Genomic DNA, 21240 nt, shown 5'->3' on the forward strand with positions numbered 1-21240 from the left:
TTTCTCTAACTGAGTAGTGACCACAAAATTGTGGCATCCAAAAACAACAAAATTTCATGTTTTTTAAAAGAAGTTATTAATTGGTCGTCTTCATAACCCTATAAGAATTATGATTACTTAAATAACTGACTGAGTAGGAAAGGTTCAGCTACATTGTAGTTAAATACCACATCTATACCGATGAAAAATCGTATAATAAACTAGCTTTTAATAATTCACACGGTTGTAGGTGTACTTCATCCCGAATAAAACCATGGATGTACGGCAGAATTAATTCGCCATTTCACTCATGAATTTGATGCGCATTAATCGCAATTGTTCTTCTTCATAATCGCCATCAAATTCTTGGTAAGCTTCGTCTAAACTATCTGTTTCAGCTTCTAAAAAGTAATCGTAAATATCTTCTTGATCCTCGTCATCCAATTGATCATTAATATAATAATCAATGTTCATTTTAGTTCCAGAACCCACAATACCTTCTATTTCAGTAATGATCTCATCCACTGTTTTACCATTTGAAGAGGCAATATCTTCTAAAGGCATTTTACGATCAACATTTTGAATGATATGAACTTTTAATACAGATTTATTAACCACAGATTTAACCACAAAATCCTGAGAACGTTCAATTTCATATTCTTCAACATACTGTGAAATCATGTCAATAAAAGGACGCCCATATCGTTTTGCTTTACCAATTCCTACGCCAACAATATTCGCCAATTCCTCCATCGTAATAGGATATTGAACGGTCATGTCATGCAGAGAAGGTTCTTGGAAAATCACAAAAGGCGGAACGTTTTTCTCCTTTGAAAGTTTCTTTCTTAAATCAACTAACATTTTAAAAAGACGGTCATCAGTGGCGTTTCCTCCACGCTGCGCTATTGGTGTCTCCGCTTCTTCAGAGGAATAATCATGTTCCTTCAATAATTTAAACGAAACAGGGTTCTCGATGAATTCTTTTCCTTCTTCCGTTAATTTTAAAGTACCGTATGATTCGATTTCTTTATATAAAAACCCGTGAACTAAACATTGCCGAGATACGGCATTCCAAAAAATATGGTCTTGGTCTTTTCCTTTGCCAAATGTCGGTAATTGGTCATGTCGGTATGATTTGGACTCTTGCGTAGCATTACCAATTAAATACTGGCAAATATACTTCGCTTTTTGTGTCTCTTTTAAGTCGACAACCGCCTCCAAAAACAATTTAACTTCATTTTTACCTTCAAACTGTTCCCTCGGATTTTTGCAATTGTCACACATTTCTCCACACGTATCCTCATCAAACTTTTCTCCAAAATAATGCAGAATATACTTTCTTCGGCAAACCGATGTTTCGGCGTAAGAAACAATTTCATGCAATAATTGTCGACCAACTTCTTGCTCGGCTATTGGTTTTCCATGAAGGAATTTTTCTAGCTTTTCAATGTCTTTATAACTGTAAAAAGTCAAACAATGCCCCTCGCCACCATCACGACCGGCTCGTCCTGTTTCTTGGTAATAACTTTCCAAACTTTTAGGAATATCGTGGTGAATAACAAATCGAACGTCTGGTTTGTCAATCCCCATACCAAAAGCAATTGTTGCGACAATTACATCAGCATCTTCCATCAAAAACATATCTTGGTGCTTGGCGCGCACACTCGAATCTAAACCTGCGTGGTACGGCAGTGCATTGATGCCATTTATTTGTAAAATTTCAGCAATTTCTTCCACCTTTTTTCTACTCAAGCAGTATATAATTCCTGATTTAACCGAGCGTTCCTTGATGAACCGAATAATGTTTTTCTCCACATCCTTCTTCGGTCGAACCTCGTAAAAAAGGTTGTCCCTGTTGAAGGACATCTTAAAAATGGTCGCATCCAACATGTGCAAATTCTTTTGAATGTCATGCTGAACTTTAGGAGTTGCTGTTGCTGTCAACGCTACAATAGGTACATCACTAATTTCTTGAAAAATTTCTCGAAGTCTCCGATATTCTGGCCTAAAATCATGCCCCCACTCAGAAATACAATGGGCTTCATCTATGGCAAAAAAAGAAATTTTGACCCCCGTTAAAAAAGCAATATTCTCTTTTTTAGTTAAGGACTCTGGTGCAACATACAATAATTTTGTTTTGCCCGATGTAATGTCATCTTTAACCTTTTTAACTTCTGTTTTAGTTAATGATGAATTTAAAAAGTGAGCCACCGAATCAGATTCACTGATATGTCGAATGGCATCTACCTGATTTTTCATTAAAGCTATTAGCGGAGAAACCACAATCGCTGTACCTTCAGACAGTAAAGCCGGAAGTTGGTAACAGAGTGATTTACCACCGCCTGTAGGCATTATTACAAAAGTGTTTTTGCCGGAAAGTATGTTTTTGATAATAGGCTCTTGCTTTCCCTTAAACTCGTTAAAACCAAAATATTTTTTTAATGAGTTTTTTAAGTCTGTTGTATCTACTTCAATCATTTACAATAAGTTCACTTCTAATTTCGTTCTCCACAATGTCGCTATTGAGAGCTATTTTTTCCTTTTACCTATATAAAGATAGAATAAAAGAATTTTACAAACCTATTTTTTGAATCAAAAGTTTTAACACAATTTGAACAAATAAGTTTGACCTCAAGTTAAAAAAAATATGTCAAAATTAAAATTCCCTGACTTGTTGAGACTTATAGTGATTGAGTGGCGAGTTGCCGTGTTTTATAATTAAAAAAAGCTTTTGTTAATGTTCTGTTAAACTTTTACTTAGTTTTCTTAAGCTTTTTTATATTTGAGGAAATAAGTTTATTAAAGAATCAAAAATGAATAATATGAAAAACTTTGTACTTAGCCTAAGTCTACTAATTATGGCAGTTGTTGGAGTAAATGGAGTCTATGCTCAAACAACATCAAAAATCACAGTTGAAGAAACAAAAGAGGTGCCTAAAGATGGTCCAAAAATAACTGTGGATAAAGAAGTGCACGATTACGGAACAATTGAGCAAGGTGCAAATGGTGTATGCGTATTTACAGTAACAAATACTGGAAATGCTCCACTTATTATTTCAACTTGTAAAGGTTCTTGTGGGTGTACTGTTCCTCAATGTTCCAAAGAGCCAATCGCTCCAGGAGCAACGACTGAAATTTCTGTGAAATATGACACAAAAAGAGTTGGTCCAATTAGCAAGAATGTGAAGATTAATTCAAATGCTGTTAACGAACCGGTTAAAGTAATTAGAATTAAAGGAAAAGTTAACGCTAAACCAACGGGTGGCGCTCCAACTTCTACAGGAGGACCAACAGTAAACTAGTTTAAAATAAGTAAAATAGAACGATATGAAAAAGGCAGTATTAACATTAAGTTTCTTTTTAGTAGCGATGCTTGGATTTACAGCATTTGCTCAGGAAGGACAACCAGTACCAGGTACGGAAGACGGACCAGTAATTAAAATAGATAAAGAAGTTCATGATTACGGAACTATCGATTATAAAGCGGATGGAAAGTGTGTTTTTACAATTACAAACACAGGTAACCAACCGCTAATTATATCAAAATGTAAAGGTTCTTGTGGGTGTACTGTTCCTCAGTGTACTGAAGCTCCAATAGCACCAGGTGCAAGCTCAAAAATTACGGTTGAATATGATACGGGAAGAACAGGACCTTTTCATAAGTCGGTAACCGTTACATCAAATGCAGTAAATGCGCCTACAAAAGTTGTAAAAATTAAAGGAACGGTTAAGCCAAATCCTGAAAAGGCTACTACTGCTCCAGCAGTGAATTAATGAGGCTATTTTTTGCGATCATAATAGCGTTGAGTTCCGCATTCACTTTAAAAAGTGGTGCGGAATTCTCTTTTAGTCACAAAAATCATGACTTTGTAGATACGAAAGAAGGGATTGTTTTATCCCATGATTATCACTTTGTCAATACGGGTTCAACGCCATTAATCATTAGTGGATACGAAGTGGAGTGTTCCTGTACAAAAATAACCTTCCCAAAACAACCCGTTCTGCCGGGTGAAAAAGGGGTGATAAAGTTGACTTTTGATACGGAGGGTAAATACGGTTTTCAAAGTCGCCAAATTCAAATTATTTCTAACGCGAAAAAACGTACCAAATTAAGCTTTCGAGTTTATGTAGTTAGAGCATAACGTCTTTTCTATCGAATAGCAGAAACCAGTTCTACAGCTTCGAAGGCTGGCTTAACATCATGAACCCTTAAAATATGTGCTCCTTTCATAAGGGCTATAGTGTTCAAAATGCTTGTTCCATTTAAAGCCTCTTCTGTTGAAACATTGAGTTTTTTACGAATCATGGATTTTCTCGATACACCTACTAAGATTGGTAAGTTAAGCTCTTGAAAAGCTTCTAATTTAGCCATCAATTCATAGTTGGATTCAGTCGTTTTACTAAATCCAAATCCGGGGTCAATAATAAAATCAGAAACACCTGCATGCTGCGCTTTATCAATTTGATTCTTGAAAAAATGATTTAATTCTTCGATTAAATTAATGTAATTGGTGTTATTCATCATTGATTGAGGTGTGCCCCGCATGTGCATTAGGATATAAGGACATTGATTTTTGCCCGCAACTTCAAAAAGTCGTGTGTCGAGTTGCCCTCCTGAAATGTCGTTAACAATATTTGCTCCGGCATCTATAGCTGCTGCAGCTACTTCACTTCTAAATGTGTCTATTGATATAAGAATGGAAGGGTATTGATCTCTAATTTTCCTTATTAATGGTACAACCCTTAAGATCTCTTCATTAACGGATATATCTGCAGCTCCTGGTCGTGACGAATAGCCTCCTATATCAAGGATTTTTGCGCCTTCTTCAATCATTTTTTCCGCTTGTTCAAGTCCCTTATTTTCAAGTAATCTACTTTTTGCATAAAAACTATCAGGTGTAGCATTTATAATTCCCATTACAATTGGTTTATCAAACTCATGCAAAATACCTTGACATTTAAACTTTAAGTTTGAGGAAAAAAACGTATCTTTCACAGCTAAAATTAGATTTTAATTGAATGCATAAAACAGCGAGCCAATATAAAAAAGTAATTGAGAACTGTCGAACCATTTTTGAAAAAAAAGGAAAGGATTATGGGACGGCTTGGAGAATTTTGAGAGTGAGCTCTTTAACTGATCAGCTGTTTATTAAAGCCCAAAGAATTCGGACCATACAAGAAACAGGAATTAATAAGGTTGGGGAAAATGTAGAGGACGAATTTATCGCGATAGTCAACTATTGTGTGATGGGATTATTACAACTCGATTTAGGGCCCAAAGCAGAAGAGTTGGCAGTTGAAAAGGCAGTTGAATTGTACGACTCTAAAACTCAAATGGCATTTGAATTAATGGAGAAAAAAAATCATGATTACGGAGAAGCTTGGCGTGATATGCGCATTAGTTCACTCACAGATTTAATCATGATGAAGATTTTAAGAACGAAACAAATTGAAGATAATCAAGGGGAAACATTGATTTCTGAAGGGATCGATGCGAATTATTTAGATATGCTCAATTATGCAGTTTTTGCTTTGATTAAAATGAATGAGCAAGAATAAATTTGTTATCAATCTGTTAAGTAGAATTTTGAACCCGCAAAAAGGAATATATTTAGACAAAAAACACCTAATTCATGAATGAAATGAGATTGAGAAATTCAAAATTAGACGTCACTGGTCGGTCGCTAATTTTGAATATTGTCGCTATTGTAATTAACTTAATTGGACTTGTATTAATTGTAAAGGGCTTTCACGAAAGTACAGTAAACGGACAGTTTTCACTGAGATTAGTTGGAGGCTTGTTAATGACGGTTGGTATAATACTGATGGTGCTCTTAAAAGGGATGTTTTTATTTTCATACGTTGCCAGAGCTATAGTAGGGGGCTTATTTATTGTTTCTGGGCTAGTTAAAGCAAACGATCCATGGGGATTTGCATTTAAGTTGGACGAATATTTTGAACCTGGAGGGTTAACTTATGACTTTCCGTTTTTTGAGCATTTTACAGAATTTACACTTGAGTTGTCCATTATTATAAGTGTTGTAGAAATTGTTCTTGGAGCAGCAGTTATTCTTGGAGGAAAAATTAAATTGACATCGTGGTTGTTAGTCTTAATGATGCTCTTTTTTACCGGTTTAACTTGGTATACGCATTGGTGCAGTGTGACAGAATTATTGGCACTAGAAACTGGGGAAGAGTTTTCAAGACAATGCGTAACAGACTGCGGTTGTTTTGGTGACGCCCTGCGGGGATCCGTTGGACGTTCACTAACACCTTTCGAGTCGTTTTGGAAAGATTTAGTGCTGTTTTACTTTTGTTTAATCATCTTCATTAATCAATGGAAGATAAAACTAAACACTGTTAAAGAGAATTGGTTAATGGTGCCAGCTTCTATCCTTGTAATCGTATTTTTCTCATGGGTTTTTGGATGGTTTTTTCCTGTTTTATTCGCATTAATTGCTTTGTTAGGCGCATTTGTGGTCGGAAATCTAAGCCTTGGAAAATTAGGGAAAGCATGGAAAATGGCAATTTACGTATGTGCGGTTTCATTACTCTTTTCGCTTTATACAGCAAACTATCTTCCTATAAAAGATTATAGACCTTATGCCATTGGTAATAATTTAAAAGATCAAATGACCAATGGAATACCAGAGGAGGCAGAATTTCTCTTAGAGTATGAAAACCTTCAGACCGGTGAAATAGAGAAATTTGAATTGGACCAGTGGGAAGTTTATGGAGATACGAGTAAATATAAGTATCATGATCGGGTAAAGAATGTAATAGTTGCTGGAAGACCAGCTTCAATTAGTGATTTCACTGCACGAATCAATTACGAAGATCTTTCAGAAGAGGATATGCAAAATCCGTATATAGATTCTTTAGTTACGGCTGAATATTATGCTTATTATGAAGAAAAAGTAGAGTTAGAATCAGTATACGGAATTGAGGTAATTCCTGCAATGGAATATGATACGATTTATTACCCAGACACAACGTATAAAAAATTAAGAACATTTGTTGATTTAATTGAACCAACAAATCCTTTTGGAATTGATTTGACTGATTATATCTTAAGAGAAGATTTTGTTTTCTTGATGACAATACGAGATATCAATTCGATTAACGAAAAAAGTATAGCAGACTTTATTGAGGTTTATGAAGGAGCCAAAACAAACAATATTCCTTTCTTCATCTTATCGCCAGCAACAAATGATGAAATTGCGGCCTTTAGAGAGAAGTTTAATTTGAATGCAACCTTCTTGGGAATTGATGGTGTAGAGGTGAAGATTTTGGTTCGTTCAAATCCAGGTTTATTATTGTTGAAAAAAGCTGTAGTGCTTGACAAATGGCCAAGCAGAAGTGTACAAGACTTTGACGATATCTATAACGATTATATAAAAAACTAAATAGAATTAAATGACACGTAAAATTGTTGCCGGCAACTGGAAAATGAATTTGGATTATGATGAGGCAAAATTATTATTAAAAAACCTTATCGCAAGTAAAGATCAATTCCCCTCGGATGTTGAGGTTGTGATTTGTCCATCAGCACCATATATTAGTGCATTTGCTGAAGTGCTAAGGGATCAAGACTGGATTAGCTTAGGTTCGCAAAACAACTATTTTATTGACGAAGGAGCTTTTACAGGAGAGATTTCGCCTAAACAGTTAAAGAGTTTGGGGGTAAAGTTCGGTATCGTTGGTCACTCAGAAAGACGCGATAACTTTGATGAAGACTATTCAATGTTGTCTAAAAAGGTAAAAGCCCTTTTAAAACATAATGTACGACCTATATTTTGTTGTGGCGAGCAGTTGCAGGTCAGGGATAGCAATGTTTACAAAGAATTCGTTATGAAACAGATTCAAGATAGTCTATTTAAATTAAAACCAGAAGAGCTTGCCCAGTTAGTTATTGCTTATGAGCCAATTTGGGCTATCGGAACGGGGAAAACGGCTACAGCTGATCAAGCGCAAGAAATCCACCATTTAATTCGTTCCCGAATAGCAAGCGAGTACAATGATAAAATAGCAAATCAAGTGGGAATTATCTATGGAGGAAGTTGTAATGCCGATAATGCAAAAGAGCTTTTTTCTCAAAAAGATATTGATGGGGGATTAATTGGTGGAGCATCTCTAAAAACGGAAAGTTTCACTGCAATCGCTAATTCTTTTTAATGAATTATACTGAATTAAATATAGAACTCAAAACAATCGAACCTTGGCGAGATATACTGGTTTCAGTACTGGCTGAGCGTGGATATGAAAGTTTTGTTGAAACCAAATCAGGTTTACAGAGTTATATTCCCGAACAAAATTTTAATATTGACATTTTAGCGGAGTTGGATAAATATGAGGCCATCGAAGCTATAAATCATCGAGTGATTGAGGATGAAAACTGGAATGCAGCGTGGGAGGAAAATTTTGATCCTGTTTTTGTAGAGGATAAATTAGCGATTTTGGCGCCTTTTCACAATCAGGATGTGACCCAAAAAATGGTCATCCAAATTCAACCGCAGATGTCGTTTGGAACAGGTCATCATCAAACAACATGGTTGGCTTCAAAACGGTTGTTTGAATTAAATTTGGAAGGGAAAGATGTTTTAGATATGGGCACTGGAACCGGAATATTGGCCATATTATCGGAGAAATTAGGCGCTCGGTCGATTTATGCACCAGATATTGATACTTGGTCGTATGAAAATGCTAAAGAAAATGTTACCTTAAACAATTGTAAGCGAATTGAGGTAGCCTTAGGGGATGATCAGCTACTTACTGGAAAATCCTTTGACTTAATTATCGCAAACATCAATAAAAACATCTTAATACAACATTTTAAACAATATGCTGCTGTTCTAAGAAACAAAGGTAATCTGCTAATTAGTGGTTTTTTTGAAACAGATCAATTGGATTTGAAAGAAGAGGCCCAAAAGTATGGCTTCGTTTTTGAAAGAATAGATACCAAAGATGAGTGGGCTTTAATGCAGTTTATTAAAAACGAAACTTAAAAATTAAAAAGGTACATTGACATGAAAGGAATTTTTCTAGGTTTGATTTTAGCACTAACATTTAATGCAAATGCCCAATTTTCTTCCGATCCCGAACAGTTTCTAAAAGATGTCAGTAAGTATCTCGGAAGTACCAATAAAAGTAAAACGAAAGATTTCATGGAAGTCTTTGAACCTAATTGGTTGACAAACTTTTCGAGTGAATATCAAAATAAAGTCGTTGCTACCAGTAACTTAATCGTCTCCAAACGACTACCACCATTTCCTGAATTGTATGGGTATCTCCTCTCAGCGCATTCTTTTGTAGAAACGAATCAGCCTCAAGCTAGTTTTGATTCATGGCACGCAACAATCGATGCCTTGCTTCAAAGTAAAAAAGTCAAAAAATTTCGCGATTTTATTGAAGTATGTGCCGATTTCTTTACAAATGGAACAATCTATTTTTCAAATAAGCACATTTGGCAAATAACTGGCGGGTCCTATATTTTTGAATTTGATAAAAATAGTCCTAACATCCGCTTTAGTGATGTTGATTTAAGATGTTATATCGTAAATAATAGTGCGTCTAAAAAAGAAGATCCTTATTATGATAGTACAATTGTTCGAAAAACATCTGGTTTATATGAACCATTAATTACCAAATGGACTGGCCGTGGAGGAACTGTAGATTGGCAAAAAGTAGGGATGGATAAAAAGACCAACTTTGCTGAAATTACAGACTATATGATGTCTTTAAAGAGTACCAAGATTGAAAGTGACTCGGTGCTCATGCACACGGATTATTATCCTGAACCACTTTATGGCTCGTTTAGTGATTTTGCAAAAAAAATCATTCGAGAGAGTGATCGTGTCTATCCCCAATTCATTTCTTTTAATAAAAAAATTGTCAAAAAGGATATTCTTCCAGAAGTTGATTATGTAGGAGGTTTTGCACTAGAAGGAGAAGATTTTAGTGGTGTCGGTTATGAGTCTGAACCTGCAACCGTTGTGTTTTACAAAGATGGAAAACCATTTATAAAGGCTAGTGCGCTTAGGGTAAAGTCAAATAAATCAGGGCTAACAGCATCCGAAAGTGAAATGGTGATGTACTTATCTGACACTGACTCGATATATCATCAAGGTTTAAATGTTAAATATGATCTACAAACCCTTGAGTTGGCAAGAGGAAAAGAAGGAATCGCTCAAGCTCCGTTTAAAGATTCTTACCATAAATTAGATATGTATGTCGACCGAATAATTTGGACAAAATCTGACCCTAACTTGAGTTTTATGTGGCATCCCTTGAGTTCACGTAAAATTGCAAAATTTGAATCACAGGATTATTTTAACGAGAAGGTCTACAATGAAATTCAAGGCATGAACCAAGTAAATCCTCTGGTGGCTATTTATAAATATGCTTATAAATATGATCTCGATGTAGTTCCTGTAGGCAAAGTGTCTGGAGCAATGGGGTATACTAATGAACAGGCAATCCCTATTTTATTAGATCTAGCAAATCGAGGTTTTATTAATTACAATAAAAATAAGCAAACGCTGACCATTCAACCTAAATTGAAAAAATATATTGATGCCCGTGCCGGACGAACAGATTACGATAATGTTTTGTTCGTGTCAAATTTGTTAGAAATGAAAAAGCAGCCGGAGATGAATCCAGACGGTAGTCCTAATAAAAGAGCCGCTGCTTATAATGTTAGAGTAGATTCATTAAATGCAAGAAAAAAAGGGGTAAATAGCTTTGGCTCCATGAACCTTGTTTCACTCGATTTTTCATTAAATGAAGTTGATCCAATTGAAGTTTCTCCAGCTCAAAATGTCGTGATTTTTCCAGATGCTGGAGAGGTTCTTGTCAAAAAGAATCGTGACTTTTTATTCAAGGGGGCTACAATGGCAGGGAAAATGGAAATTTACTTGCAAGACGGCGCTTTTGACTATGAAAATTTTAAAATTCATTTAAATGAAGTGGAAGCAGCTTTGTTTAGGGTTAACCCGATGTACGGAGAAGGGCAGTTGGTGCCAATGTATTCGCATATGACACAATTGGTGGGTTCTATCGAGATTGATCATGTGACTAATCGATCAGGTAAGGATAAAAAGAATTTTACGCGATATCCAATTCTTAACTCCAATAAAGACTGTTATGTGTTCTATAATCACAAAGCAATTTATAATGGTGTATACGATAGTACCGATTTCTATTTTAAAGTTGATCCGTTTAAATTTGACAGTCTGGATAATTTTGCTGAATCTACCGTGCGGTTCAAAGGGGAAATGCGTTCTGCAGGAATATTCCCGGTGTTCGAGGAAGAGATTGTAATTCAGCCGGATTATTCATTCGGGTTTACAACCCAAGCACCAGAATCTGGTTTTGATTTCTACGGTGAGGGAGCGAAATTTGATAACGAAATTAGATTAAGTAATAAAGGACTTAGAGGAGCAGGTGAAATTAATTTCGTAACCTCAAATTCAAAAAGTGAGGATTTTATCTTTTTTCCAGATTCCACGATGGGAGTCGCGCAATACGTAAACCGTCCGCAAACTAAAGATCAAGGAATTTCAGTGCCGGATGTTACAGGGGATGAAGCAATCGTGATTTATGTGCCTGAAGAGCGTGTGTTAAAAGTTCGTACAGATAAGAAACCGCTCGTAATGTACAATAAAGAGGCGGTTATGAAAGGGACAACACGCCTAACTGAAGAAGGAATGACCGGTGCAGGTTTGGTGTACTTTAAAGATGCCGAATTAGGCTCCAAAGATTTTGATTTTACCAATATGAACATTGATGCAGATACCGCTGATTTTAACTTATTGGCAAAGAAAACGGAAGGCGAAGAAGGTGTTCAAAATCCTCTTTCATTTGACTCTCGAAATCTAAAGGCTAATATCGATTTTGAAGAACGAAAAGGGGAGTTCTTGTCAAACAATGGACAACAAATCGTGACTTTCCCTCAAAATCAATACATCTGCTATATTGATATGTTTACTTGGATGATGGACAAGGACGAAATGGAACTTTCAACAAATGAAGGTTCAGCACAATCAGACGTTTCCATCGAATCGGATTTGGATTTAGCAGGATCAAATTTCTACTCGATTCATCCCGAACAAGATTCCCTGAACTTTAAAGCTCCAAAAGCTAAGTTTTATGTGGATAAGGCTGTTATTGATTGTGAAAAGGTTGCTTATCTTGATGTAGCGGATGCACGTATTTTCCCACCTGAAGAAAAAGTAACTATTCGTAAGAAGGCTAAAATGGATCCATTTGAAGGAGCGGAAATCGTGGCAAACTTTGTGACAAAATACCATAAAATTACAGAGGCTGACGTGCAGGTAAAAGCTCGAAGAGATTATTCGGCAAGTGGAAAATACCCTTATGTGGATAGTGATGAAAATGTTCAAATCATCTACTTCGAAAATATAACACTAGATACCGCCTACCAAACAGTGGCTAAAGGTCAAATCACTGAAGACGCTAACTTTTCTTTAAGTGATAAGTTCGATTTTTATGGCGGGGTCGAATTATACGCGTCGGAACAGTTTTTAACTTTTGATGGAGCGACACGAATTAATCATGAATGTAATCAATTCGCAAGAAACTGGTTAAAGTTTAGAACTGATGTTGATCCAAATAATATTCAAATTCCAGTTTCAGGAGATTTAAAAGATCTTGAAGGAAATGGAGTGGCAATTGGTTTAGTCCGCCGAAACACGGATAATTCGGATAGCTTAAAGATTTATCCAGCCTTTTTATCGGCACTTGAAAATGAAGATGACCATATATTGTTCACATCGTCAGGCGTTTTAAACTATAACGAAGCAGCCAGAGAGTTTAGAATTGCCAGTCCTGAAAAACTTGTCAATAGAAATGAAGCAGGAAACTACATCAGTTTACACATTGAAAGCTGCTCAATGGAAGGTGATGGTTTGGTCGATTTAGGTGTTGATATTCCTGGTGTTGAAATGAATACCTACGGAACAGTAAACTATAATATGGCGACTAAATTGACGAGCATGAACATTTCAGGAGGACTGAATTTCTTCTTTGATAAAAAAGCAATGGAATTTGTAACTAATGGAATTAAAAAATCTGAAGGCATTAGCGGAATTGATGTTGGACGAACCACTTTTGAACAGGCAGTTACTGAAATTATTTCAAAAGAAGAAGCTGAAAACATTGTCGCAGATTACGCCTTGGATGGCGAAGTTAAGAAGCTCCCAAAAGAACTGTCTCAAACGGCATTTTTAACAAATCTAAAATTTGAATGGAGCGACCGCGCCATTGGATTTGTATCTAAACCAATTACGGGTATTATTGGATTAGATGGTGAACCTCTTTTTAAAGATTTTACAGTGAGATTAGCCCTGGAATATGTTGTAGAGGGAGCGGATCGAGGAAATAAACTCGGATTTTTAATAGAACTTCCTGGCGGTGAAAAACCGGGTGATTATTATTATTTCCGTATGGAACGAATTAAAAAGAATACCGAGATGAGCGTCATTACAAGCGACAAAGCAATGCAAAACTATATACTCGAATTAAAAGATGATAAACTAAAAGATAAAAATTTCTCATATGAATTAAAATCTAAACAAGCAGCTAGGTATTTAAGCGCTTTTAGAACATTCTGGGGAGAATAATCAACTGAATTTAAATATTATGCTACTTCAAAGTAATTTGGAGTGGCATTTTTGTATTTTTACCTCCGTTTTTAGTCGAACCTTTTTACGTATTCGTCGTATTAAAGCCCAAGGATACATGATAGATATGTATTCGATTTATAAAAATGAAGCATAATTTATTCGTCATACTTGCCATACTTGTGTGCTGGACCTCAGATTCTTTGGTGTCGGCTCAAGAAACTATTGACGAAAAAAGAAAACGAGCAGACGAACTTTTTGAGGAGCAAAAATGGGGGGAAGCACAAGCGCTTTATAATAGTATCATAACGTCCGCACCCAGAGATCATGATTTAAATTTTAGATATGGAACCTCAATTTTAAATGGATCCAAAGATCAAGAAGAAGCAATTCGCTTTCTGAAATATTCAATTACCGGTGCTGCGATTGATAAACGCGCCTATTACTACCTAGGCAAAGCATATCACCTGAATTATCAATTCAATGATGCGATAAAGTACTATTCTAAATTCCAAGAGTTAGCAAGTCCAAATGACTTAAAGGCTATTAATGTTTCTTCAGACCTCAAGGCTTGTGCCTTCGGAAAAAAATTACTCTCCAACATTACGGATATGATTGTCATAAAGAAAGACGAGCTACCTGCGGAGGATTTTTATGATATTTATGATTTAAGTGATATCGGAGGCCAGTTAATTGTCACGGATCTTTTTCAATCCAAAATTGATAAAAAGAAAAATCATCGACCTATCATTCATTTTCCAGTAAACTCACCCTATATCTATTACTCGAGTTACGGAGATAACGAAGATTCAGGGTTGGATATTTACGTAAAGAAAAAATTACCTGATGGTGAATGGTCGCTAGCACAGAAGGTTGTTGGTGGTGTAAATACAGAATTAGATGAAGATTTTGCTTATATGCATCCAAATGGAGAGTATTTGTATTTTAGTTCAAAAGGTCATAACTCTATGGGAGGGTATGACGTTTTTAGATGTCGATACAACGTAAATTCTCAAAGCTTTGGCCCACCTGAAAATATGGATTTTGCCATTAGCTCTCCTGATGATGATATCTTTTTTGTTGTAGATAGTTTGGATCAAAATGCATACTTCGCTTCTGCGCGTGAGAGCGCACAAGGTAAAATGTCAGTGTATAAAGTCCGTGTAGATAGAATACCTATGCAAATGGCGGTGATTAAGGGTAACTTCTTGAATACAATTAATGAAGGAGCGAAAGAAGTCGAAGTTGTTGTTACCGATTTTTCCACAGGTGAATTAATCGGTAAATTCAATTCTAAAAAAACAAATGGAGACTATTTATTAACTTTTCCTAAAAGTGGTAAGTATGACTTTGCCATCACTGTCAAAGGAAGTATGGATACCTATGGCTATCGCGTAAACATTCCTTACAGTAAAGATTTTAAACCGCTTGGTCAGCAAATGACGCTGATTGAAAATAATGGTGAAGAACAAATAACAGTAAAAGATTTGTTCGACAAGGAATTTGATGATCCTGCCGGCATACTGGCTGAAGTTTATCGTGAAATGTCCAAATTACCTCCCAACGCGGATGATTTTAATTTGGATTCACTCGATGCTTTAAAACAAACAGACAAAATTTTAGTGGATGCAGGATTAGATCCCTATCTGACGAAAAATGGCTTAAAAGCTATTTTAAAGGATAATATTGAGGATTTAACTATTGCGAAAGATCAAGAACAGAAGCAAGCAAATATCGCCTATAATGTTGGGCTTAAGAAAAGTATCGAAGCCAATGAAAGAATGGTTGCTTTAAATGAGCAAATTAAACTCGCGGAAGCAACCGACGATCCAATAGAAAAAAATAGGATATTATCAGATGTAAAGAAAGAAAAGGCTGAAATACAATCATTAAATAATGAAGCTCAAGTGCTAATTGATCTTGCATCTTCAATTGAACGTTCAGTAAAGGAAAAACAAGTACGCATTGATGAAGGTAATAGGGTTTATGAGCAGGCAATAGGAATGGAAGATGAAAATCGCGAAGCACTGTTGGATTTGGTGAAGAGTAATCAGGTCTATTTTGAAACTAATATTAAGGGTAATCCGCCAATCGAAAATGCTGCAAATAACGCTTTGTCAAAAGGGGCCGATGAACAAAAAAGAATTCAAGCACTGAGCGAAGAAATATCACAAATTAATACCGAAAAAATAGAGCTTGTCGCTCAAAATAAACGATTGACTGACCAATTAGAAGGGGCTAAAAAGAAAGATAAGGAGCTGCTTCAGCAACGAATTAATAGTAATAACTCGGATATTGCACTGTTAGAATCGACATTGGAGGAAAAAAACAAGGCTTTTAATCAAGCAATTGAAGAGAATAATGTCGTACGTGAAGGACTAGCGGCTTCCATTGTCTTAAAAGAGAATTATAAAGGAACGAAGTACGAAAATGCTTTGTCTAATGAGGATAAAGAAACCATTATTAGTCAAATAAAATCGAATGATTTAGAGGAAAGTCTTGTAATGATTGACCAAGTGTTAGAAGAGAATGATGTCTCAGCGTTTAATATTGATTTATATGCCAATGATGATACGCGAGCAAATTATTCTATTGAAGATTGGGAAGATGAAATAAACAAAGAACAGGAGCGATTAAGACAAGAAAAATTGACTGCATCAGCCGAGAGACAAGCGCAAATTCAGGCAGAAATCGATAAATTGGAAAAATTGCGTCAAGAAAAGTTAGATCAATATGAAATTATAGAAGAAGACCCTGAATCAATAGAAGCCGATGTCAGACAAGAAGAGATCCTTCCTTCATATGAGCAACGAAAAACGAGTATTGGTACCATTGTTACAGAAGTAGATCGACGAAACGCTAATCGAGAATTAAACTATGAATTGGTCGAAGAAATTCAGCGAGAACGAGAAAAATTAGAAGTTCTTTTAGCTAAAAATCCAAAAGCTAAAAATATTAAGGAACGATTGGAGAATCTTGAAGAATTAGAAAGGGTAATTCAAGAAGAAATAAAGGCAGATGAAGAGTGGATTGTAGCGAATGAGTTGGCTGACCCTCTGAATAAAGAAGAAGTATTATATACTATCGCTCCTGATTATAAGGAAAAATCGAAAAAAGCATACGAAATAGTAGAAGATGAGCCACGTAAAAAGGCAATTTATGAACTTAATCAATCGGTAATAAGCAAAGCAAATGAACGCTTACAAGAAGTGGATGCTATTCTAGTTGAAAAACCTAATGATCAAAAATTGAAGCAAGAAAAAGTCGGACTAGAAGAGTTGATAGTCCTGTTAAATGAAGATTTGAATAAGCCGCTTTATGAAGTTATAGAAGACACTTCAGCAGAACCGTCTGAAACCGTTACTATTGCCGATTTAGTTCCAGATTTTGATGATCGAGAAGAAGTAATTCTCAACATGGAGAACAGTTCCAAAAGTCGTTTGGCAGAGAATGATTTATATAAAGAAATAATAGTTGCTGCCGAAGAAGAAGAAAATAAAATTAATAATTTGTTAGCGGATGATCCCGAAAATTCTGCCCTGAAAGTGCGTAAATCTGCTGTGGTAGAAATCAAAAATGAATACACTTCTAAATTAGCAGAAAATGATGAATGGCTAGCCAATAATCCTACTGAAGTTCCAGATGAAATTCAACGCCTAAACCTCAATCCTCAGCCAAATACCTTAATGAAGGATTATGATGATCGAATGGTAAAAATAGAGTCGTCAAACCAATCAGAAATCGAAAAAGAATCGAATAAAAAAAGTGTGAATCAAGACTTAATAGCACTTATTGATAAAGAAACCGATGAAGCGAATAACTTATTGAACAAATACCCGGAACAAGCTGAACGAATTAATCAACGTAAAGTTAACTTGGATGCTCTGAAAACTGAGGTGAATAATAAAATTGATGCTAATGATGCAAAAATAGCAAGCCTCAGTAATGAAAATAATACGGAACAGTTAACCAATAATGAAAATCAAAATGGAGATGATGACACCAACAATGGTGATAATCAAACCGCAAACAATAATCAAAATAATGATTCAAATCCAGCGAATAGTGATGAAGACAATCAAAATGAAGGCGCTGCTCAGCAAAATGATCCTGACGGAAATAGCAATGATGTTGATGGTAACACGAAATCGCGTGAGCAAATTACCGTAATGTCATTAATGCCTAATTTTGTGGCAGAAATTACAGATATTAACAATTCAAATGCCCCGGAATTGGAAAAATTGGATCAATCAATTGCGCTTCATAAGGTGTTAATTGATAAATCGAATGAGAAAATTGGAGATTTGGAGGTTGAAAAGGAGCAAAATCCTGAGGCTGCATCGGCCATAGATAAAGATATAGCAGAAGTAAAAAATATTCAAAGGGATGCACAGAATGCCATCAATATTAACCTTGAAAATATATCCAAACTTAAATCTGATAACTTAAATCGTCCTGATATTACTGTAGAGGAGATACTACCTGGTTTTGAATCGGAGATGGCAAGTATAATTAATGGTGATGGAGAAGAGGTGGATAAACTCAAGGCGAAAAATGAGTTGAATAATCGACTATTAAAGGCTATCGAAATAAAGAGTGAATCGATTCAAAGTGAAAAAGAAAATGATCCAGATCATGCTGAAATATATGAGGAAGAATTGGATAAATTATCAGAATTAAAAGAAGCGAAACGTAGTGAAGTTGCTCAGAACAACGAAGAGATTTCGGCCTTAGAGGCTGAAGATATAAATTTGGCAGATTTGAGTCCTCAAGACTTTAGTTCGGAACAAGGAACAGAAACTGTAGCAGAGTTTGATAAAGAAATTGACGAATTAAATGAGATAAATTTAGCAATTGAGGGATTGAATAATGAATTGAATTCATCAACTAATGAAAAGGAGCAAGCAAAGATTCAGAAAAAGATTGAAAAAGAAACGACGAAAAAAGCGACCATAGAAAATGAGTTAATTGAGGCCTTGGAAACGGTAAATGATCAAGAAGTAAATGATTTAAAAGAGGAGTTAGATTTGGATCAGAAAATCGCTGAAAAATCAAGTGCGATTGTAGAGAATGGAATGGGTGATGTTGTTGCAGAGGCCAATAATGATTTGATTTTAGCTAATGGAAAAATGGCTGAGGCACAGCGATTAAGAGATGAAGCTCAGGAGATTAAAGATCCAATAGCAACTAATGAAAAATTGAAAGAGGCGTATCAACTTGAAAGTCAGGCAAAGGAAATGATTAAAGGTGCCAATAGAAGATTTAAAATGGCCATTTCGTTAAATGATGAGGCGGATGAAGAAAATATCATCACAGCCGTTGATGAAAATGAAGAAAATAGGACCTCTACGCTGAAGGAACAGGAAGCGGCGGACCTTAGAGCTTTGGCAAATAATTATTACTTACGTTCAACTGAGTTAGCAGATCAAAGTGAAAATGCTAAGAAAAAAGATCGTCCAGCATTAATAGCCGAATCTGAAAAAATAGCGAATGAGGCAAGTCGTTTGGAGCGTCAAGCTGATTTGTTGGAAGAAGAGGCTGAGGAATTGAAAGTGCAAGAAGAAGAATTACTTGAACGAACATTAAAACCTGTTGACATTACTGTTGATGATGAAACATCAGAAGAAATTGCCACTTCTGAAGGGTACGAAAATTTTTATACCAAAAAGCAAGAAGGTGATGCTAAAATGTCAAAAATTGCCGATTTATCAGCTGAAATCGATAGCTTAAAATCTAAACGTGCTAGAAGATTTAAAATGGCAATTTCATTGAACGATGACCAGGATGAAGTAAGTCCTGATGTAAAGAATGAAATAGAAGATATTCAAGTTCAAATTAATCAGTTAACCGCGCTTAAAAAACAACTTAAGGAAGAGGCTTTGACGGCATTTGATGAGGCCAATGACATTTTAAATACCCAGGTAAATGAAAGCCATCATGATGCTGCTTTGGCCATGGCTGAACAAAATTTTCAACCGCGAGAAAAGCTCATTCCAGAAGTTGCTGATTTCGAGGTTCCGGATGAAATTACCGAAGATATCTTTAGAAAAACTGCGGGAGCTGTGTATTCAGAAGATACCCCAATCCCAATGAATACAAAAATTACAGGAGGATTGGTGTATAAAGTTCAAGTAGGGGCATTTAGAAACCCTTTACCTCAAGATCACTTTAAAGAATTTGCGCCGATATCTGGGGAGAAACTTAACAATGGAATTACCCGTTACATGGTGGGGTACTTTAAGAAATTTGTTCCCGCAAATGAGGCAAAAACAGAAGTTAATGGGATAGGGTATAGCGATGCTTTTGTTGTGGCGTATTGCAATGGTGTTAGAATTACTATTGAACAAGCTTTGCAAATCGAAGAGGGGGTAGTTGATTGTGAACCGCAAGAGAATTATGTCGATAATACCATCCTTGATCAATCATTTAATCAAGCCGCTGATGACCAAATTGAAAACAATAATTCTAACGTAGAAATAGCAGAAACGAATGAACCGCCTCAAAATGTTGATTTTTCCAATGATAATAAAGATAGAAGTGATTTGGTAGATAATAAACCTAAAAATGAGCAGGAAAGAACTGCAACCAGTTATTATAGAAACGCTACCAATCCTGCAAAAGCAAAGCAAATAGAATTGATTGATGGGTTGTTTTATACGGTTCAAATTGGTGTTTTCTCACAACCGGTTGAAAAAGATGGTTTATTCGGTATCCAACCTTTAAATACTCAACGAACAGCAAACGGCTTTATTCGTTATTCTACTGGAATTTTTACATCCGTTGAAGATGCTGTAAAACGTAAAAATGAAGTCGTGCAAATTGGTGTTCCAGATGCATTTGTTACTGCTTATTTTGATGGAGAGAGAATTACTATTGATGAAGCTTTAGCCGTTCTGCAAAGAGAAGGTGCTGAAGCGTTTGTAGGACATGCCTCACGCTTGAATAATCAAAATAATGATATACCTGAGGAGGTTGTTTATTATAAGGAGGGATTATTCTATAAAATATTAATAGGAAAATATAAAGATGCCATTCCAGGAGAGTATGCTACGTTATTGTTAAGAGGCGATGACATCTTTGAAACAGAAGTAGATTTGGAGGGACGCACAGTATTGATGTCTACGAAAATTGAGTCGTATGAAGAACTAATGAGTCGTTTGAAAGAGTTTTCTGATTTAGGAATCGAAAAAATGAATATTGTTACCTATTATAAATATGATGTAATTCCGTTTGAACAGGGACAAAAAATTAGAAACGATGAAAAATTTGACGAATTGACACCTTATGATGATATTGAAGGAATTGACGCTTCTCCATATATTTATGATAAAGAAGCAGTTTATTTTAAAGTTAAATTAGGAGAGTTTGAGGATAAAGTTTCCCCAGAATTTACAAACTTATTACTTTTGCATGAAGCAGAAGAAGGAATTTTAAGAGAGGAAAAGCTTGACGGGATTACTGAATTTTATACCGAAAGTATATCAACCTACGACAATGCTATAACCAAAAAGAACGTATTGGTTGAAAAAGGCTTTTCTCAGGCAAAACTTGTTGCCTATCATAAATACGATGAAATTTCAGTAGAAACTGCGAAAGATATTTTACAAGAATAATTAAATAA

11 protein-coding genes are annotated in these 21240 nt (G+C 35.6%); 9 read left to right on the plus strand and 2 right to left on the minus strand.

Annotated elements, in window-relative coordinates:
• Positions 1 to 270 precede the first annotated feature (270 nt).
• Entirely contained in the window at positions 271 to 2457 is a 2187-nt protein-coding gene (recQ, locus tag A8143_RS01985) for a DNA helicase RecQ (RefSeq protein WP_066755504.1), read from the minus strand.
• Between the two features lie 344 nt (positions 2458 to 2801).
• On the opposite strand from recQ, the gene A8143_RS01990 reads away from it, so the two are divergent.
• The 3 genes from A8143_RS01990 to A8143_RS02000 are packed head-to-tail and all read left to right on the plus strand — an operon-like array spanning position 2802 to position 4121.
• Complete coding sequence (locus A8143_RS01990) at positions 2802 to 3281, plus strand: DUF1573 domain-containing protein (RefSeq protein WP_066756137.1); 480 nt, start codon at positions 2802 to 2804, stop codon at positions 3279 to 3281.
• Positions 3282 to 3306: 25 nt separating this feature from the next.
• The gene (locus A8143_RS01995) at positions 3307 to 3753 is read left to right on the plus strand and encodes a DUF1573 domain-containing protein (protein WP_066755512.1); all 447 of its coding nucleotides are present in this window, start codon (positions 3307 to 3309) and stop codon (positions 3751 to 3753) included.
• Positions 3753 to 4121, plus strand: a complete 369-nt coding sequence (locus tag A8143_RS02000; RefSeq protein ID WP_066755513.1) for a DUF1573 domain-containing protein — start codon at positions 3753 to 3755, stop codon at positions 4119 to 4121. Before A8143_RS01995 ends, A8143_RS02000 begins: the two co-directional genes overlap by 1 nt.
• A gap of 8 nt (positions 4122 to 4129) precedes the next feature.
• Here the strand turns inward: A8143_RS02000 and folP are convergent, their stop codons facing one another.
• Positions 4130 to 4975: a dihydropteroate synthase gene (gene folP, locus A8143_RS02005; RefSeq protein ID WP_066755515.1), complete on the minus strand. Its 846-nt coding sequence runs from the start codon at positions 4973 to 4975 to the stop codon at positions 4130 to 4132.
• A 23-nt stretch (positions 4976 to 4998) separates the two neighbouring features.
• Here folP and A8143_RS02010 point away from each other — a divergent pair, with 23 nt between their 5' ends.
• The 6 genes from A8143_RS02010 to A8143_RS02035 all read left to right on the plus strand — a co-directional run bounded on the left by A8143_RS02010 (position 4999) and on the right by A8143_RS02035 (position 21232).
• A complete protein-coding gene (locus A8143_RS02010) occupies positions 4999 to 5538 on the plus strand; it encodes a DUF1599 domain-containing protein (RefSeq protein WP_066755517.1) in 540 nt (179 codons plus the stop codon).
• Positions 5539 to 5612: 74 nt separating this feature from the next.
• Positions 5613 to 7385 (plus strand): DoxX family protein, encoded by a 1773-nt coding sequence (locus A8143_RS02015; protein ID WP_066755519.1) that lies wholly within the window; start codon positions 5613 to 5615, stop codon positions 7383 to 7385.
• 10 nt (positions 7386 to 7395) lie between these two features.
• Positions 7396 to 8154, plus strand: a complete 759-nt coding sequence (tpiA, locus tag A8143_RS02020) for a triose-phosphate isomerase (RefSeq protein WP_066755521.1) — start codon at positions 7396 to 7398, stop codon at positions 8152 to 8154.
• Positions 8154 to 8984 carry a 50S ribosomal protein L11 methyltransferase gene (gene prmA / locus A8143_RS02025; RefSeq protein ID WP_066755523.1) on the plus strand — a complete coding sequence of 277 codons (831 nt, stop codon included), beginning with the start codon at positions 8154 to 8156 and terminating at the stop codon, positions 8982 to 8984. The genes tpiA and prmA overlap by 1 nt, the downstream gene beginning before the upstream one ends.
• Before the next feature lie 21 nt (positions 8985 to 9005).
• Entirely contained in the window at positions 9006 to 13619 is a 4614-nt protein-coding gene (locus A8143_RS02030; protein ID WP_066755525.1) for a hypothetical protein, read from the plus strand.
• 146 nt (positions 13620 to 13765) lie between these two features.
• Positions 13766 to 21232: a hypothetical protein gene (locus tag A8143_RS02035; RefSeq protein WP_066755527.1), complete on the plus strand. Its 7467-nt coding sequence runs from the start codon at positions 13766 to 13768 to the stop codon at positions 21230 to 21232.
• Positions 21233 to 21240 lie beyond the last annotated feature (8 nt).

The organism is Crocinitomix algicola, from assembly GCF_001661595.2.
Taxonomy (GTDB): Bacteria; Bacteroidota; Bacteroidia; order Flavobacteriales_D; family Crocinitomicaceae; genus Crocinitomix; species Crocinitomix algicola.

What these genes read in the sequence shown, in the direction of transcription:
- A8143_RS02000 (WP_066755513.1), top strand. Translation starts at nt 3,753, where the DNA reads ATGAGGCTATTTTTTGCGATCATAATAGCGTTGAGTTCCGCATTCACT.
- tpiA (WP_066755521.1), top strand. Translation starts at nt 7,396, where the DNA reads ATGACACGTAAAATTGTTGCCGGCAACTGGAAAATGAATTTGGATTAT.
- A8143_RS02010 (WP_066755517.1), top strand. Translation starts at nt 4,999, where the DNA reads ATGCATAAAACAGCGAGCCAATATAAAAAAGTAATTGAGAACTGTCGA.
- prmA (WP_066755523.1), top strand. Translation starts at nt 8,154, where the DNA reads ATGAATTATACTGAATTAAATATAGAACTCAAAACAATCGAACCTTGG.
- A8143_RS02015 (WP_066755519.1), top strand. Translation starts at nt 5,613, where the DNA reads ATGAATGAAATGAGATTGAGAAATTCAAAATTAGACGTCACTGGTCGG.
- A8143_RS02035 (WP_066755527.1), top strand. Translation starts at nt 13,766, where the DNA reads ATGAAGCATAATTTATTCGTCATACTTGCCATACTTGTGTGCTGGACC.
- recQ (WP_066755504.1), bottom strand. Translation starts at nt 2,457, where the DNA reads ATGATTGAAGTAGATACAACAGACTTAAAAAACTCATTAAAAAAATAT.
- A8143_RS01990 (WP_066756137.1), top strand. Translation starts at nt 2,802, where the DNA reads ATGAAAAACTTTGTACTTAGCCTAAGTCTACTAATTATGGCAGTTGTT.
- A8143_RS01995 (WP_066755512.1), top strand. Translation starts at nt 3,307, where the DNA reads ATGAAAAAGGCAGTATTAACATTAAGTTTCTTTTTAGTAGCGATGCTT.
- A8143_RS02030 (WP_066755525.1), top strand. Translation starts at nt 9,006, where the DNA reads ATGAAAGGAATTTTTCTAGGTTTGATTTTAGCACTAACATTTAATGCA.